Annotated in this window: 16 protein-coding genes and 1 riboswitch; of the genes, 8 read left to right on the top strand and 8 right to left on the bottom strand. The window is 62.1% G+C overall.

Annotated elements, in window-relative coordinates; all coding sequences use genetic code 11:
• Window positions 1-116: 116 nt before the first annotated feature.
• The gene (purD, locus tag KBW81_RS10885) at window positions 117-1,385 is read right to left on the bottom strand and encodes a phosphoribosylamine--glycine ligase (RefSeq protein ID WP_254247187.1); all 1,269 of its coding nucleotides are present in this window, start codon (window positions 1,383-1,385) and stop codon (window positions 117-119) included.
• A 72-nt stretch (window positions 1,386-1,457) separates the two neighbouring features.
• On the opposite strand from purD, the gene xseA reads away from it, so the two are divergent.
• On the top strand, window positions 1,458-2,915 hold the full coding sequence (gene xseA, locus KBW81_RS10880) for an exodeoxyribonuclease VII large subunit (protein WP_254247186.1): 1,458 nt from the start codon (window positions 1,458-1,460) through the stop codon (window positions 2,913-2,915).
• Here xseA and KBW81_RS10875 read toward each other — a convergent pair.
• Window positions 2,912-3,295 carry a hypothetical protein gene (locus tag KBW81_RS10875; protein ID WP_254247185.1) on the bottom strand — a complete coding sequence of 128 codons (384 nt, stop codon included), beginning with the start codon at window positions 3,293-3,295 and terminating at the stop codon, window positions 2,912-2,914. The two genes, xseA and KBW81_RS10875, sit on opposite strands and share 4 nt — an antisense overlap.
• Window positions 3,292-4,392 carry an alkane 1-monooxygenase gene (locus tag KBW81_RS10870; protein ID WP_367305284.1) on the bottom strand — a complete coding sequence of 367 codons (1,101 nt, stop codon included), beginning with the start codon at window positions 4,390-4,392 and terminating at the stop codon, window positions 3,292-3,294. The genes KBW81_RS10875 and KBW81_RS10870 overlap by 4 nt, the downstream gene beginning before the upstream one ends.
• Window positions 4,393-4,493: 101 nt before the next feature.
• On the opposite strand from KBW81_RS10870, the gene KBW81_RS10865 reads away from it, so the two are divergent.
• Window positions 4,494-6,179 carry an NAD(P)H-dependent oxidoreductase subunit E gene (locus tag KBW81_RS10865; protein ID WP_254247184.1) on the top strand — a complete coding sequence of 562 codons (1,686 nt, stop codon included), beginning with the start codon at window positions 4,494-4,496 and terminating at the stop codon, window positions 6,177-6,179.
• A gap of 9 nt (window positions 6,180-6,188) precedes the next feature.
• Here the strand turns inward: KBW81_RS10865 and KBW81_RS10860 are convergent, their stop codons facing one another.
• A complete protein-coding gene (locus tag KBW81_RS10860) occupies window positions 6,189-7,070 on the bottom strand; it encodes a lytic transglycosylase domain-containing protein (protein ID WP_254247183.1) in 882 nt (293 codons plus the stop codon).
• A gap of 114 nt (window positions 7,071-7,184) precedes the next feature.
• Between KBW81_RS10860 and ftsY the strand changes: the two genes are divergently transcribed.
• The 3 genes from ftsY to KBW81_RS10845 all read left to right on the top strand — a co-directional run bounded on the left by ftsY (window position 7,185) and on the right by KBW81_RS10845 (window position 9,903).
• On the top strand, window positions 7,185-8,303 hold the full coding sequence (gene ftsY, locus KBW81_RS10855; RefSeq protein WP_254247182.1) for a signal recognition particle-docking protein FtsY: 1,119 nt from the start codon (window positions 7,185-7,187) through the stop codon (window positions 8,301-8,303).
• A 73-nt stretch (window positions 8,304-8,376) separates the two neighbouring features.
• A complete protein-coding gene (locus KBW81_RS10850; protein WP_254247181.1) occupies window positions 8,377-9,279 on the top strand; it encodes a DMT family transporter in 903 nt (300 codons plus the stop codon).
• Window positions 9,280-9,291: 12 nt separating this feature from the next.
• Complete coding sequence (locus KBW81_RS10845; RefSeq protein ID WP_254247180.1) at window positions 9,292-9,903, top strand: inner membrane-spanning protein YciB; 612 nt, start codon at window positions 9,292-9,294, stop codon at window positions 9,901-9,903.
• 12 nt (window positions 9,904-9,915) lie between these two features.
• Here KBW81_RS10845 and KBW81_RS10840 read toward each other — a convergent pair whose 3' ends face one another.
• The 3 genes from KBW81_RS10840 to KBW81_RS10830 are packed head-to-tail and all read right to left on the bottom strand — an operon-like array spanning window position 9,916 to window position 11,361.
• Window positions 9,916-10,245 carry a PilZ domain-containing protein gene (locus KBW81_RS10840; RefSeq protein WP_254247179.1) on the bottom strand — a complete coding sequence of 110 codons (330 nt, stop codon included), beginning with the start codon at window positions 10,243-10,245 and terminating at the stop codon, window positions 9,916-9,918.
• Window positions 10,246-10,300: 55 nt separating this feature from the next.
• On the bottom strand, window positions 10,301-11,008 hold the full coding sequence (locus tag KBW81_RS10835; RefSeq protein ID WP_254247178.1) for a glutathione S-transferase N-terminal domain-containing protein: 708 nt from the start codon (window positions 11,006-11,008) through the stop codon (window positions 10,301-10,303).
• 29 nt (window positions 11,009-11,037) lie between these two features.
• The gene (locus KBW81_RS10830) at window positions 11,038-11,361 is read right to left on the bottom strand and encodes a hypothetical protein (protein ID WP_254247177.1); all 324 of its coding nucleotides are present in this window, start codon (window positions 11,359-11,361) and stop codon (window positions 11,038-11,040) included.
• A 102-nt stretch (window positions 11,362-11,463) separates the two neighbouring features.
• Window positions 11,464-11,541, top strand: a riboswitch (SAM riboswitch).
• A gap of 45 nt (window positions 11,542-11,586) precedes the next feature.
• Here KBW81_RS10830 and metZ point away from each other — a divergent pair.
• The 3 genes from metZ to KBW81_RS10815 all read left to right on the top strand — a co-directional run bounded on the left by metZ (window position 11,587) and on the right by KBW81_RS10815 (window position 15,483).
• On the top strand, window positions 11,587-12,762 hold the full coding sequence (metZ, locus tag KBW81_RS10825; RefSeq protein WP_090189308.1) for an O-succinylhomoserine sulfhydrylase: 1,176 nt from the start codon (window positions 11,587-11,589) through the stop codon (window positions 12,760-12,762).
• Window positions 12,763-12,876: 114 nt separating this feature from the next.
• Window positions 12,877-13,980: a GTP cyclohydrolase FolE2 gene (gene folE2 / locus KBW81_RS10820; protein WP_254247176.1), complete on the top strand. Its 1,104-nt coding sequence runs from the start codon at window positions 12,877-12,879 to the stop codon at window positions 13,978-13,980.
• A gap of 54 nt (window positions 13,981-14,034) precedes the next feature.
• A complete protein-coding gene (locus KBW81_RS10815; protein WP_090189312.1) occupies window positions 14,035-15,483 on the top strand; it encodes a TrkH family potassium uptake protein in 1,449 nt (482 codons plus the stop codon).
• 36 nt (window positions 15,484-15,519) lie between these two features.
• Here KBW81_RS10815 and KBW81_RS10810 read toward each other — a convergent pair whose 3' ends face one another.
• Entirely contained in the window at window positions 15,520-16,002 is a 483-nt protein-coding gene (locus KBW81_RS10810) for a hypothetical protein (RefSeq protein WP_090189314.1), read from the bottom strand.
• Between the last annotated feature and the right edge of the window lie 16 nt (window positions 16,003-16,018).

Raw genomic sequence — 16,018 nt, 5'->3', positions numbered from 1 at the left:
GGAGGGTGCGGCCTTTCTTCGTATCGGGGCTTATTTTTTAATGAAGCGAGGCGCTTAGGCGAAATGCCTGCGCCTGATCGCTGCCGATTTTCCGTCCGAAAAATCGGCAGCTAGCCTTAGCTAAGTGCGCGCCAGCCGATGTCACGGCGGCAGAACCCTTCGGGCCAATCAATCGCATCGACCATGGCATAGGCCCGCGCGTGGGCCTGTTCCAGCGTGTCGCCGCGTGCGGTGATTCCCAGCACGCGCCCACCGTTCGCGATGATCTGACCTTCGCTCGATTCGGCCGTGCCCGCGTGAAAGGTCATGTGAAAGCTGTCCTCTGGCAGATCGCCAAGGCCGTGGATCGCGGTGCCCTTTTCATAGGTGCCCGGATAGCCATTGGCGGCCATCACGACCGTCAGCGCATGATCGTCTGCCCAGTGCACCTGCTCGCCGTCCAGCCGCCCTTCGGCGCAGGCTTGCAGCAGATCCAAGACCTGACCGCCAAGGCGCATCATCAGCCCCTGACATTCCGGATCGCCAAAGCGGACGTTGTATTCCACCAGACGCGGCTGGCCGTCCTTGATCATTAGCCCGACGAACAAAACGCCGGTAAACGGCGTGCCGCGCGCGGCCATTGCAGCCATCGTCGGGCGCACGATCTGGTCCAGCGCCTTTTGCGTCACGGCGTCCGTCATCACCGGGGCAGGGGTGTAGGCCCCCATGCCGCCCGTGTTGGGGCCGGTGTCGCCATCATAGGCGCGTTTGTGGTCCTGCGCTGTGCCGATCGGCAGCACGGTCTTGCCGTCGCACAGCACAAAGAAAGACGCCTCTTCGCCGTCCATGAACTCTTCGACCACAACCTCGGCCCCGGCGTCGCCGAATTGGCCGCCCATCATGTCGTCGATGGCGGCCAGCGCTTCCTCCATTGTCATGGCGACGACGACGCCTTTGCCTGCGGCAAGGCCGTCAGCCTTGATCACGATGGGCGCGCCTTGGGTCTGCACGTAGTCCCGCGCGTCATCGCGGTGGGTAAAGTGGCCATAGGCGGCTGTCGGCGCGTCGCAGGCATCGCAGATCGCTTTTGTGAAAGATTTCGACGATTCCAGGGCCGCTGCGGCAGCAGAAGGTCCGAAAACTGAAAACCCTGCGGCGCGGCATGTGTCGGCAACACCGGCAGCAAGGGGGGCTTCTGGCCCGACGATGATGAAATCAATCGCGTTCTGCGCGGCGAAATCGACCACCGCTGCCCCGTCCAGAATGTCCAGCGCGGCGCACTCGGCAACCTGCGCGATGCCCGCATTGCCGGGCGCGACGATCAGGCGATCGCACTTTGGGTTCTGCTTGATGGCCCAGGCCAGCGCATGTTCGCGTCCGCCGTTGCCCAGGATCAGGATGTTCATGGGGGTCTCTCCGCTTGGCCTTGGTTGGGATGCGTTCTAAGGTCAGCGCCGACACACCACAAGGGCGCACCGATGGACCTTTTTGAACACGCCACCCCCGCCAGCAATGCACCCGAATTTACGGTCAGTGAAATTTCTGGCGCCGTGAAGACGATGATCGAGGGTGAATTTGGCCATGTCCGCATCCGCGGCGAGGTCGGGCGCGTGTCGCGGCCTCGGTCCGGGCATATGTATCTGGACCTAAAGGACGACCGTTCGGTTATTTCTGGCATCATCTGGAAAGGCCGCGCTGATGCGCTGCCGCAACTGCCAGAAGAAGGCATGGAAGTCGTCGCCACAGGCAAGCTGACGACCTTCCCCGGTCAGTCTAAGTATCAGATAATCATCGAAGATATCGCCCCCGCCGGGGCCGGTGCCCTGATGGCGATGCTGGAAAAGCGCAAAGCGTTGCTGCAGGCCGAGGGGTTGTTCGAAGCCACGCACAAGCAGCCACTGCCGTTCCTGCCGGACATCATCGGCGTTGTCACATCCCCCTCTGGCGCGGTGATCCGCGATATTTTGCATCGTCTGCGGGATCGTTTTCCGCGCAAGGTCTTGGTGTGGCCCGTGGCCGTGCAAGGCGCGAAATGCGCGGCAGAGGTCGCGGCGGCGATTCGCGGATTTAACGCGCTAACCCCCGGCGGGGCCTTGCCGCGCCCTGATTTGTTGATCGTCGCGCGCGGCGGCGGCTCGCTCGAGGATCTTTGGGGCTTTAACGAAGAAATCGTCGCCCGCGCCGCATTCGACAGCAACATCCCGCTGATTTCTGCCGTGGGGCACGAAACGGACACGACGCTGATCGATTTCGTGTCGGACCGCCGCGCGCCGACCCCAACGGCAGCGGCCGAAATGGCTGTGCCGGTGCGGATGGATCTGTTCGCGGCGCTGGACAACCAAGGCGCGCGCATCAGCCGGGCCGTGACCCAAGGGCTTGGCCTGCGCCAGCAGCGCGTGCGCGATCTGGCCCGCGCCTTGCCGCAGTCCGACGCCTTGTTGCAGGGGCCGCGCCAGCGGCTGGATTATCTGGGTGAACGCCTGCCTGCGGCCTTGAATGCGGCGGCGGCGAAAAAGCGGGTGCAGCTGGCGAATGCTGCCCTGCGCCCTGCGGTCTTGCAGCGCGGCATCGCAGAGCAGCGGCGCAGGCTTGATACCCTTGGCGCGCGGCTGGACCCGGCCTTGCAGCGCCGCGTGGCTGACGCCGGGGCGAAACTGGCTGGGCAACGGCTGATCCCGCCTGACCTGACTCGCAAGCGAGAGCGGCTGGACGATTGGCTGCAACGTCTGTCTGACCGCGCCGCCCGCCAGCAAGATCAGCGCCGCGCCCGTCTGGCGCAGCTTGACCGCGTCCGTGAAACGCTGGGCTATAAGGAAACGCTCAAGCGCGGCTATGCCGTGGTGCGCGCGGATGGTGCGGTCGTGACGACGGCGCAGGGTGTCAAAGATGCAGCGCAGGTCGAGATTGAATTCGCCGATGGCCGCGTGACGGTCTAGGACAGCAGCTCTGGCCCCGGGCAGACCAGCGGGATAGGGGCCTCTGTCGCCTCGAACAGCACGGTGCCGGTGGTGGATTGCGCCCGCAGACCCCGTTCGGTGCGGGTGACGGTCCAGCATTTCGGGGCCGGATCAGTGTCGTAGGTAAAGCAAATTAGCTCGCCCCGGTCGAACCAGCGCCCCGTCTGGCACAGGCCCGGCGCGGCGGACCATGTCACGCTGCGGTCCGCGCTATAAGCCTCTACCCCAAAGGGTGTGCCGTCGGGCTGGGCAAAGGTCAGGGTTTTGCCGCTGACATAGGCGTCAAAGCCATCCCCATCCAGCACCTGAGCCGCCGCAGGCGTGGCGAAGCATATCGCCAATGCCAGCGCTCGAATCATGCCTGCGTCCAGCGCCGCACGCGGCGGTCCATCACGCGCCGCCACAGCGGTGGGACCAGCGCCAGCGATGCCATTGCGGGCAGGGACCTTGGCAGGGTGGGGCTTGCCTTGTCGATATTCAGCGCCGGAAACGGACGCGCGGGATGCGCATGGTGATCAGCATGGCGCGGCGCATTCAGCATCAGTGCGGCGGAAAACCAATGCGGCGCGTTCCAGCTATGGCGGGCACCGACCGGCTCTAGCTTGCCGTCGGGGCCAGTTTTGCGCATCAAACCATAGTGTTGCACATAATCCGACAGCAGCAGTTGCACCTGCGCATAGGCGACCAGCGCCAGATATCCGGCAAACCCGCGTACGCCGCCAAGGGCAAAGGCCGCGATCAGCATCGCCGCGCCGCCGCCCAGATAGACAACATAAGGATGATGCCACGTGCTGCGTCCGACACGGTCCAGCCGCGCCGTTTCGGCCTGCATCCCTGCGCGAAAGGCACCGATCCAAGCGCGGGGGGCGTAGGCCCAAAACCCTTCGCCAAGGCGCGCGGTCGCGGGGTCATCAGGCGTGGCGACAAGGCGGTGATGGATCAGCACATGCGCCGAGGTGTGATGTCCGTAAAGCATCGAGATATAGACCCATTGCCCCAGCCGGTGCAGTCCGTGCCCACCCTTGTGGATCAGCTCGTGCGCGTTCGAATTGCTCACCTGCCCGAAATAAAGCCCCGCCGCCGCAACCAGCCCGATCGTGCTGGGCAGCCCAAGGGGACGCTGCCCGATGGTCCAGACGATCAACGCCAGCAGCGCCAGATGGCCAATGCCAAGCATGACGCATAGTGCGTCAGCGGCGGGGAATTCAGCAGTGGGATCAGCGGCTTGCGGCTGTGCGATGACAACGAGCTGGTCCAGCAGATAGGTGAAAACCGTCATGTAAAGCAGCGCCGCCAGCACCCAGACCCCGCCCTGCAGGGCAGCGAGCGCGAGCAGGGGCAGCGGTAAAAGCGTGGCGAAGGCGAACAGGAGCATGGGGAACCGGCAGGTCAGAGTTGGATTCGCCTCTGCTATACCATCATCCGCACGGCGTTTGGCGGCAAATGGCGCGGGCATGATCATTGGTCGCACCGCAGGCGTGGCGCAAGGTGTCGCTTTTCCATCGCCCCGCGCGCGCCGCCCCCTTATGCTGGCCGAACAAAAGGCGAGGGGCAGTCATGGCGCTGGATCAAAAGGACGGGGTCTGGAAATCGGGCCGTGGTAAGGGACGGCGCACGCCAAAGGGGCGGCAGCTGGTTGACGCGGCATGGGCCGAGGTGCGCGCGCTGATCGGCGACGGGCCGCACCCACGCGATATGCTGATCGAATATCTGCACCTTGTGCAGGACCGCTATGGCCACTTGTCCGCCGCCCACCTGCGCGCTTTGGCCGAGGAAATGCGCCTGTCGCAGGCCGAAGTTTACGAAGTCGCAACCTTCTACGCCCACTTTGACGTGGTCAAAGAAGAGGAAACACCGCCCCCCGCCCTGACCATTCGCGTCTGCGATTCGCTGTCTTGCGAACTTGCCGGTGCGCAGGCGCTGAAACAGGCGCTGATAGACGGGCTCGATCCCGGGCAGGTTCGCGTGCTGCGCGCACCTTGCATGGGCCGCTGCGATACCGCGCCGGCCGTGCATCTGGGGCACTACTCGGTCGATCACGCCACGCTGGATAAGGTGAAAACCGCCATCGCTGCGGGCCACATTCATGCAGATATGCCCGCATACCAAGGCCTTGATGCCTACCGCGCCGATGGCGGCTATATCAAACTGGCAGAGCTGCGCGATCACGGCGATTGGGACGCGGTGCAGGATAGCATCGCATCATCCGGCCTGCGCGGTCTTGGCGGCGCAGGTTTCCCATCAGGCAAAAAGTGGAGCTTTGTACGATCCGAAGAGGCCCCCCGCCTGATGGCCGTCAACGGGGACGAGGGCGAGCCGGGCACCTTTAAAGACCGCAAATACCTAGAAGACGCGCCGCATGTATTCCTAGAAGGCATGCTGATCGCCGCCGCTGCCGTCGATGCGGCGCGGATCTATATCTATATGCGCGACGAATACCCCGCCGCGATCCAGATCTTGCGCCAGGAAATTGCCGCGCTGGAAACCGCCCGCATTATCGCTGCAGGCTACGTCGTGCTGCGGCGCGGCGCGGGCGCCTATATCTGCGGCGAAGAGTCCGCGATGATCGAAAGCATTGAGGGCAAGCGCGGCATCCCGCGCCACCGCCCGCCTTATGTCGCGCAAACCGGTGTCTTTGGCCGCCCGACGCTGGTGCATAACGTGGAAACGCTGGTCTGGGTCTCGCGCATCTGCCGCGAGGGGCCGCAGATTCTGTCGGATGTGGTGAAAAATGGACGCAAGGGTCTGCGCAACTATTCGGTCTCTGGCCGGGTGGCACAGCCGGGCGTTTATCTGCTGCCGGCCGGATCAACGATTCTGGACGTGATCGATGCGGCGGGCGGCATGGCCCCCGGCCACACCTTCAAGGCCTACCAGCCGGGCGGGCCGTCCTCTGGCCTGCTGCCCGCCAGCATCAACGACGTGCCGCTCGATTTCGACACACTCGCGGACTACGGCACCTTCATCGGCTCTGCCGCTGTGGTGGTGCTGGGGCATACGGACAGCGCGCGCGGCGCGGCGCTGAATATGCTGGACTTTTTCGCCAGCGAATCCTGCGGGCAATGCACCCCGTGCCGGGTGGGCTGCGAAAAGGCGGTCGGCCTGATGGCCGCGCCTAAATGGGACGCCGATCTGCTGACCGACCTGTGCCAAGTCATGACGGACGCCAGCATCTGCGGCCTTGGTCAAGCTGCGCCGAACCCGATAAAATCGGTGCTGACCCACTTTAAGGACGAGGTGTAAGGCGCTGACTTAGTTTCGATAAACGGCGCAGGTGCAGCCCTGACGCCGGATGTCGTTACATAGCTTGTTCGCCTCGCGAGAGGACTGCGCGCCAACGCGGGCCATGTAATAGCCTTGCCGCCCCGACACCCGATTGCGGGTGAAAATCAGATCGACGGGCTTGCCCGACAGCGTCCCGCGGCACGCCTGCGCCCGCCGATCAAAGGCAGCGCGGGCTTGGCTTTCCGATTTGCCAAAGGCCAACTGCACACCCCACGGCGCATACGAAGGCGCGGGCGGTTTGAACTGCGTATAGGTCCGATTGCGCGCCATATCGTGACAGGCGGCGCGAAACGGCATGTCCCCCTGCAAGCGGAAATCAGGTACCTCTGGCGGGGCGTCGCGCCATGTTTCTGCCGTCAGCCCGGTGATGATCTGGACGTAATCGACGGTTTCCCGGGCCAATCCACCGCTTTTTGCAATCAACCCCGTGGCGCGGGACTCTCCACCATTATAGGCCACAGCCGCCAGCCCCGGATTGCCGAAGCGGCCGATCAGATCGCCTAGATATTGCGCTGAAAATTCAAGCGCTTCGGCCGGGTTGTAAGGGTCGCGCAGGCCCCGCATCTCAGCGGTGCTGTCGATAAACTGGGCAATGCCGCGCGCCCGCGCAGGCGATAACGCGTTGGGATCAAAGCGGCTTTCCTGCCAGATCAGCCGCGCGAAAAACGCGGGATCCATGGCGTTGACCCGCGCAAAGGCGTCGATGGCCTGACAGGTGTCGGCCACGAAATGCGCGGGGCGAATGCACTGCACCGCGCCAAATTGCCCGGTGCTACACAGCGTGCCCCCTTCGGCGCGGGCAAGGCCCGGCAAGGATAGCAAAAGGACAAGGCTTATCAGGCGCAACATGGCACCAGCTTAGACGCGGGCAGTGCCGTGCCGTCAACTGGCAGGGCGCGCACTCTTTCCTTTGCCCCGGCTTGGCACTAGCTAAAGCCAACACTTATCCGCGAGGCAGCGCTCATGGCATTTTTCAAGAAGCTGAAGGACCGCATGTTCCGGTCGTCGGACAAGCTGGACGAAGGCTTGGACGCGATTGTCAGCGCAGGGGGTACCGCACCCGAACCGACTGCGCCTGAACCTGTCGCCCCCCAACCGGTCGCGCCCGAACCTGCCGCGCCGCCGCCTGTTCCGCAACCGCCCGCGCCGACCCCGACCCCAACGCCAGAACCTGCACCCACGCCGCCCGCCGCCAAACCCGCAGGCATCCTTGGCCGCATGTTCGGCACCGAGCAAAAAGAGGTTGTGCGCCGCACCCTTGACGACGCCATGGTCGAACAACTCGAAGAGTTGCTGATCGCGGCCGATATGGGCGTGGATACCGCCCTGCGCGTGACCGCTAATATGGCCGAAGGCCGCATGGGCCGCCGCCTGTCCGTGGACGAAATTAAACAACTGCTGGCCGACGAAGTCACCCGCATCATGGAACCCGTCGCCCGGCCCATGCCGCTGTATAACCAAAAACCGCAGGTCGTGCTGGTCGTGGGCGTGAACGGCTCTGGCAAGACCACGACCATCGGCAAGCTGGCCAGTCAGTTTAAGGCGGCGGGCAAATCCGTTGTCATCGCTGCTGGCGACACCTTTCGCGCGGCGGCTGTTGAACAGTTGCAGGTCTGGGGCGACCGCGCTGGCGTGCCCGTTCTGACTGCACCGGAAGGGTCTGACCCTGCCTCACTCGCCTTTGACGCCATGGCCAAGGCGCAGGCGGATGGCGCTGATCTGCTGATGATCGACACCGCAGGCCGCCTGCAAAACCGCGCCGACTTGATGGAGGAGCTGTCCAAAATCGTTCGCGTGATCCGCAAGAAAGACCCAGACGCGCCGCACAACACCCTGCTGGTGCTTGATGCCACGACGGGCCAAAATGCCCTGCAGCAGGTCAAAGTGTTTCAGGAACTCGCGGACGTCTCTGGCCTTGTGATGACCAAACTCGACGGCACCGCCAAAGGCGGCGTGCTGGTCGCGCTGGCGGATAAGTTCGGCCTGCCGATCCACGCCATCGGCGTCGGAGAGCAGATCGACGACCTTGCCCCCTTCGATCCCGAGGATTTCGCCCGCGCTTTGGTCGGGCTCGACGCATGATCCCTTCATCTGGCCCGGAAAACTCCGGGGGGCGGCGACAGCCGGGGGGCTGGCCCCCCTGCGCGGTGCGGTAATGGGCGACTGGCTCGTGCAAATCGCCGGCACGCCAGAGGGCGCGCGGCTTGCGACACTCCTCGCGCTGATGTCCGCCGTTGCGCATGCCGCCTTTGGCGCGCTGCAAAAAGGGCGGCATGATCCATGGCTGTCGCGCGGCGCGATTGACGGCTGGCTGGTGGTCATTTCGGCCCCCGTCGCGCTGTTTGTTGTGCCTTGGCCGACGGGTCAGGTGGCGTTTCTGCTCGCAGGCGCATTGGTGATCCATTTCGCTTACAAAGTCACAATGGCGCTATCGTATGAACGCGCGGCCTATACGGTTGTCTACCCAGTCGTGCGCGGCACGGGGCCGCTGGTCACGGTATTGGCCGCGAGCGTGATTTTCCACGAACATTTTACGCTGGTGCAATGGCTCGGCGTCATGTGTCTGTCGGGCGGTATTCTGATGCTGGCTTTCGTCAACCTGCGCGAAAATAGGCTGGACTTGCGGGCCATGCAAATAGGCCTGCTTTGGGCATTGGCGGCAGGTATTATCGTTGCGATCTATACCACTTACGACGCCTACGGCATCCGGCAAGCTGCTGATCCGTTTACGTTTTTAGCGTGGTTCTTCTTTATCACCGCACTTGATTTTCCCATACTTGCCACGATCCGCTATCGCCGCATGGATAACCCGCCCGCCCTTGGGCCGCTGATGCTGCGCGGCTTTTTCGGGTCTTTCATCGCGTGGCTGTCCTTTGGCGGCGTCATGCTCGCCACTCGCCTTGATAAAGTCGGAGAGGCCGCCGTGCTGCGCGAAACCTCGACCGTGTTTGCGGCGCTGATCGGCTATTTCATTCTGGGCGAGACAGTGGGTAAACGCCGCGCCGCGCTGATGGCGCTGGTTGCCTTGGGCGCGGTAATCGTGGAAATGGGCGGCTAGAGGGAGACCAACATGGCCACGCAACCGATCAATCCGTTTCTGAAACAGGTGCTGGAACTTGGCCCGACGGTCATGTTCTTTATCGTCTACACCCGGATCAAGGACGACGTTTTTACTATCGGCGGGACGGAATATTCCGGCTTTATCCTATCCACGCTGATCTTTATCCCGATTCTGCTGGCCGCAATGGGTCTGCTGTGGGCGCTGACCAAAGAGCTAAGCCGCATGCAGATTTTCACCGCGTTTATGGTGATTTTCTTTGGCGGGCTGACGGCTTATTTCAATGACGAGCGGTTTTTTAAAATGAAAACCTCTATCGTGTATGCCGTCATCGCGGCCGTGTTGGGCATTGGCCTGCTGCGCGGCAAATCCTATATGGAATGGGCGATGGGGTCGGCCTTGCCGATGGAACATAAGGGCTGGATGATCCTGACCCTGCGCGTTGCGCTGTTCTGTGTCGCCTTGGCGCTGTTCAACGAATGGCTGTGGCGCACGCAATCGACAGACCTGTGGGTCAAGATTGAAACCTTTGCCTTTCCAGTGATCAGCATGATCTTTCTTGGTTGGCAGTTCTATGCAGTGCGTGACTACATGATCGAAGAAGACGCCGGGCCCAAAGCCTAACCGCCCTTTATCTTATCGCATTTCGCGCAGCGCCATAGAGTTGAAGCGCGCTGCAGGACTGCTGCGCACGCCTTGGCGCAGCAGATCCACAAGCGCGGGGCGCGCAGGCATTGTAAAGGCGACCCCGATACGGTGCGCGGTGACCCAGCGCACGGTGCCGGTGACCCTTTCGGACATCACCTCTAGCGCGACACGTTCGCCGCTTACGACATTTTCCACACCTTCCAGACGCGCGCCGCCCTGATTGACGTCAATCAAGGTGGCCCGTTGTCGGTCGCGCGGCGTTGTCACCGTCAGGACAAAGGCCGTCGGATAGCGGTGTTTGCGGAATTTCTGGTTCATGTTCAATTCCCCTACGATAGCAAACCAGTGCTAGCGCAGGGATATGAACATTCGGTTAGGACGGTTTAGAGAACAGCTGGTCCTGTGCCCCGCGATCCTTGGCAAAATCCCCGCGCAGCTCTGCATGCAGGGCGCGGCCGCGCAGCACGGCGGGGCGGGTGCCGACTTGGTCCAGCCAGCGTGCAAGGTGGGGTTTGTCGTCCAGCGTCTGCTGTTGGCCTTCCCACAGGGACGCCCAGCCCCAGCAGGCCATATCGGCGATGGAATAATCGCTGCCCGCGATAAATTCGTTTTGCGCTAACTGCTTGTCCATCACGCCATACAGGCGCGCGACCTCGGTGCGGTAGCGGTTCTTGGCGTAGGGCAGATCGTTGGGCGGATCCATTGCGGGGGCATATTTCAGGAAATGATGCGCTTGGCCCGCCATGGGGCCAAGCCCGCCCATCTGCCACATCAGCCACTGATCGACGGCAATCCGGTCACGCTGGGTCGCGCCGCCAAATTTACCGGTTTTGCGCGCCAGGTATTGCAAGATCGCCCCGGATTCAAAGATCGAGATCGGCGCACCATCCGGCCCGTCTGGGTCGGTGATCGCGGGCATGCGGTTGTTGGGGGAAATCGCCAGAAAATCCGGCTTGAACTGGTCACCTTTGCCGATGTTCACCAGATGCGTGGTATAGGGCAGGCCGAACTCTTCCAGCGCGATGGACACCTTCCAACCATTTGGAGTGGGCCAGAAATACAGATCAATCGGGGCGGACATAGCAGGCCTTTCGCAGCAGGCGGCCAAATTTAGCCGCGTCTGCGATGGTAGTTCCTCAGCGCCGTTGCGCAATGGCAGACTTCGGCCCGCATGATCTGGCAATATAGATCAATGCCGCCCCGCACGATCCGCCAGATCGCGCAGCCTTTGCCGCCGCGGTCACAGGCCAGCGCGGTGCGGGCGGAAAAGGTCATGTCGGCGGGGCCAAAGGTGGCCCGGTTGAGCACCAGCGACATGCGAAACAACATAACCTCGGTGATTTCGTCGTCCAGCACGTCGGGTGGCAAGGCAAAGGCGTCTTGCAAACGTGTGCGAAACGGACGGCGGCGGTCTTCGGTTGTCTGGTAGGTCATGGGCAAACCCGCGCTACATCTTGTGTGCCGTTGTGGTAGCCTGATTTCGTAACCAGCCCGTGACACCTGCGCCCGCCTTGACGCAGTTTTGCGCGCCGCCTATAGCGGACCCGTGGTGATTTGATGCCAGATTGCGGGCCACGTTAAACAATTCGCTAAAAGGGTAAGGGGTTTGCCCCGATACCTGTCGGTGTCGGGGTTTTTCTTTGCCGGAAAGGGCACGCCATGACCGAATGGAACAAGCGCACCAAAGCCGTTCACGCAGGCACGCGCCGCAGTCAGTATAACGAAGTCTCAGAGGCGATCTTCCTCACGCAGGGGTTTGTCTATGACACAGCAGAGGACGCGCAGCAGCGGTTCCTGAAGGCGGGCGAGGATGAGTTCATCTATGCCCGCTATGGCAACCCGACGACCGCGATGTTCGAAGACCGCATCGCCGCGATTGAAGGGGCCGAAGACGCCTTTGCCACAGCATCTGGCATGGCCGCCGTGTCTGGCGCTTTGATGTCTGTCCTGAAGGCTGGCGATCACGTCGTCAGCGCCCGCGCGCTGTTCGGGTCCTGCCTATATGTGCTGGAAGAGGTGCTGACCCGCTACGGCGTCGAAGTCACATTCGTTGACGGCACCGATCTGGCTCAGTGGAAGGCCGCCCTACGCCCGGACACCAAGATCGCCTTTTTCGAATCCATCTCGAACCCCGCGCTGGAAGTCGCTGACCTGCCGGGCATCGCCAAGCTGGCGCACGACGTCGGCGCGATGGTCATGGTCGACAACGTCTTTGCCACGCCGGTTTATTCCCGCGCGCTGGAACTGGGCGCAGACGCCGTGATCTATTCCGCGACCAAGCATATCGATGGGCAAGGCCGGGCCCTGGCGGGGGTGATCCTTGGCAGCAAAGAGTTCATTCGCGGCACGGTCGAACCCTATATGAAGCATACCGGCGGCTCCATGTCGCCCTTCACCGCGTGGATGCTGGTTAAGGGATTAGAGCACATGGACCTGCGCGTGCGCGCACAGACGGCCAGCGCGCTGCACATCGCCAAAGGGCTAGAAGGCCACCCCAAGCTGACCCGCGTGATCTATCCCGGGCTGGAAAGCCATCCGCAGTATCAACTGTGCATGGATCAGATCGGCGCGGGCGGCACGGTGCTGGCGATTGACGCTGGATCACAAGAGGCGTCGTTCAAGCTGCTGAATGCGCTTGGTATTTTCCTGATCTCGAACAACCTTGGTGATGCGAAATCCATCGCAACGCCGCCTGCATCCACCACGCACCAGCGTCTGCCCGCTGATCAAAAGGCACATCTGGGCATCACCCCCGGTCTGATCCGCCTGTCGGTCGGCCTCGAAGACCCGGATGATCTGCTGCGCGATCTGCTTGCAGCGCTTGACGCGGTCTAAGGAGATGTCGCACCCTTGTGGTGCGACATTATGCCAAACTGTCGCAATAAAGTTGGAAACTGGGCAGCGACGCCCCACTTAACGGGGTGAGAAACGCAAAAGGTGTGTGCTGCCATGAACATTCAGTCCCGTGACCTTGACCGCCAGCCGAGCCGTACCGAGGCAGAGGCCGCGCTGAGCCTGCTGCGGCGTTGGGCTGGCGATGCAAGCGCCGAGGAAATTGTGACCCTTGATCCGCAGATCGGCAGCCTTTTGCCGGGTCAGTCGGCGTCTGATTATCCGGCCATGGCGCGGGTCTACCCCGAGGATTTTGTGGTCGATGCCGCCTATAAAGCGACTTTGCCCGACCTGCAGAACGGCCCCACCAGCCTGATCCGGGGCGCCCAGCGTCAGATCCAACACGTCGGGATTTCCAACTTCCGCCTGCCGATCCGGTTCCACACCCGCGACGCGGGCGATCTGACGCTCGAAACCAGCGTGACGGGGACTGTGTCGCTTGAGGCGGAAAAGAAGGGCATCAACATGTCCCGCATCATGCGGACATTCTACAAGCACGCCGAGGAAACCTTTAGCTTTGAGGTGATTGAGCGGGCCTTGGACGCCTATAAAACAGACCTTGAAAGCTTTGATGCCCGCATTCAGATGCGGTTCAGCTTTCCGATGAAAGTTGAAAGCCTACGGTCCGGTCTGTCGGGCTATCAATATTACGATATCGCGCTGGAACTGGTGGAAACAGACGGCGTGCGCCGCAAGATCATCCACCTTGATTATGTTTATTCCAGCACCTGCCCATGCTCGCTGGAGCTGTCCGAACACGCCCGCCAGTTCCGCGGCCAGTTGGCCACGCCGCATTCGCAGCGGTCGGTGGCGCGGGTGTCGGTGGTGCTGGAACCCGGCCAGCAGACCGCCTGGTTCGAAGACCTGATTGAGATGGCACGCGCCGCTGTGCCGACGGAGACGCAGGTCATGGTGAAACGCGAGGACGAGCAGGCCTTTGCCGAACTGAACGCCGCCAACCCCATCTTTGTCGAAGACGCGGCCCGTTTGTTTGCCGAACAGCTGCAAATGGACCCGCGCATCGGTGATTACCGCATCGTCGCCAGCCATCAGGAAAGCCTGCACAGCCATGACGCCGTGTCGGTCCTGACCGAAGGTCCGACCTTTGCTGCACAGTCCATCGACCCGCGCCTTTTTGCGTCACTTTTCCACGTCGGTTAGGGCGGAACGCGCAGGACGCTTGACAGCGCGGCGGCGTCGATGCACCTCGGTTGAATGATTGACCTACGCCCTGTTGGATATGTAATCGGCCTTCTGGTCGCCACGTTGGGGCTGACCATGCTGCCGTCATTTATGGCGGACCTGCTGGCAGGGAACGGGCATTGGCCGGTCTTTCTGGAATCCGCAATTATCACCAGCCTGACTGGCACGCTGCTGGCCATGTCCTGCGCCAATGGCGTGACCGCTGGCCTGACCGTGCGGCAGACGTTTTTGCTGACCTCGACGATCTGGATCACGCTGCCGCTGTTTGGCGCGATCCCGTTCATCATCGGGGCGACGAACTGCGACTTCACCGATGCCTATTTCGAGGCGATGTCAGGCCTGACCACCACCGGGGCCACCGTGCTTGGCGGGCTAGAGGCGCTGCCAGAAGGCATCAAGCTATGGCGCGGCACGCTGCAATGGCTGGGCGGCATTGGTATCATCGTTGTGGCCATGGTGTTCCTGCCGGAACTGCGCGTTGGCGGCATGCAGATTTTCCGCTCTGAATCCTTTGACACGATGGGCAAGATCCTGCCACGTGCCGGCCAGATCGCGTCGCGCATTTCGGTCATCTATGTCGGCCTGACGCTGGCCTGCGCGCTGACCTACAGCGCGCTGGGTATGCCAACCTTTGATGCGGTGGTTCATGCGATGACAACGCTATCGACGGGCGGCATGGCGAACACTGACAGCTCTTTTGGGATCTACGGCGCGGGCATCCACTATGTCGGCGCTTTTTTCATGTTCAGCGCCGCGCTGCCCTTTGTGCGTTATGTGCAACTGCTTGGCGGCTCTGCCAAGCCGCTGATGCGCGACAGCCAGGTGCGCACGTTCTTTTGGATCATCATGGTCTGCGTGCTGATGATCACAGCCTGGGTCTGGGGCCGCGAAGGCCAAGTGACCGAACTGGCCTTCCGCGAGGCGCTGTTCAACGTCGTCTCGATCATTTCCGGCACGGGCTATGCCAGCGCGGATTACATGGCTTGGGGCACATTTCCGGTCGTGATGTTCTTTTTCATCGGCTTGATCGGCGGCTGCGCCGGATCGACGGCTTGTTCGATCAAGGTGTTCCGCTATCAGCTGCTCTTCGCCTCGCTCAAGGCGCAGATCCGGCAAATCCACTCGCCCCACGGCGTGTTTATTCCCCGCTACGAAGGGCGTCCGGTGGGGCAGGACGTGCTCAACTCTGTGATGGCGATGTTCGTTTTGTACATCTTGCTGGTCGGCATCTTTTCCGTGCTGCTGGGCCTGACGGGGCTGGATTTCATTACCTCCGTGTCTGGCGCAGCCACTGCGCTGGCCAATGTCGGCCCCGGTTTGGGGACGGAAATTGGCCCCGCTGGCAACTTTGTCGGTCTGAATGACACCGCCAAATGGCTGCTGGCCGCGGCGATGTGGATCGGCCGGCTGGAAATCATGGTGGTGCTTGTCATCATGACGCGGCGGTTCTGGCGCGAATAAAGCGCCCTTCGACCAGATCGGCCGAAGGGCAGGGGCCTAGGCCGTGGCAAGCCGCTTGGGTGCGCCTGTCAAAAAACGATCCATCAGATAGGACATCAGCAGCGTCATCCCGACATGGCCGACAAAGGATGACTGGGTGTAAGTGCCGAAATCCATCATAAAGCTGCGCCCGATAAAGGGTGCTAGCATACCTTGGGCGACGAACCACAAGATCAGGCCTGAAACGAGCCCGGTCAGGAAGACCCGCGCGGGCATCAGCAACCGGATCAGGTAGACAAACACGCCAAACCCGACAGAACCGATGGCAAAGTGGACCGGGAACGCGGTCAGATGCGAAATCTGCAAACCCGCCAGCTTTTCCGCAAGCGCGATGACAAGGTTCGAGGGTTGCAGCGTTGGGCCAAACAGCAGCGGCGATATAAGCCAAGCGTAAAGTTCGAACACGATCTCTCCAATCAGGCCGGCGAGGATGACAGATGCGGCGATCTGTATGCGAGGGGAGGCATGGGGGAGAAGCATTGTTATCGGGTCCTAA

This window comes from Loktanella salsilacus, from assembly GCF_024206795.1.
Lineage (GTDB): Bacteria > Pseudomonadota > Alphaproteobacteria > Rhodobacterales > Rhodobacteraceae > Loktanella > Loktanella salsilacus.
This window is presented reverse-complemented; position numbering and strand designations above follow the sequence as displayed.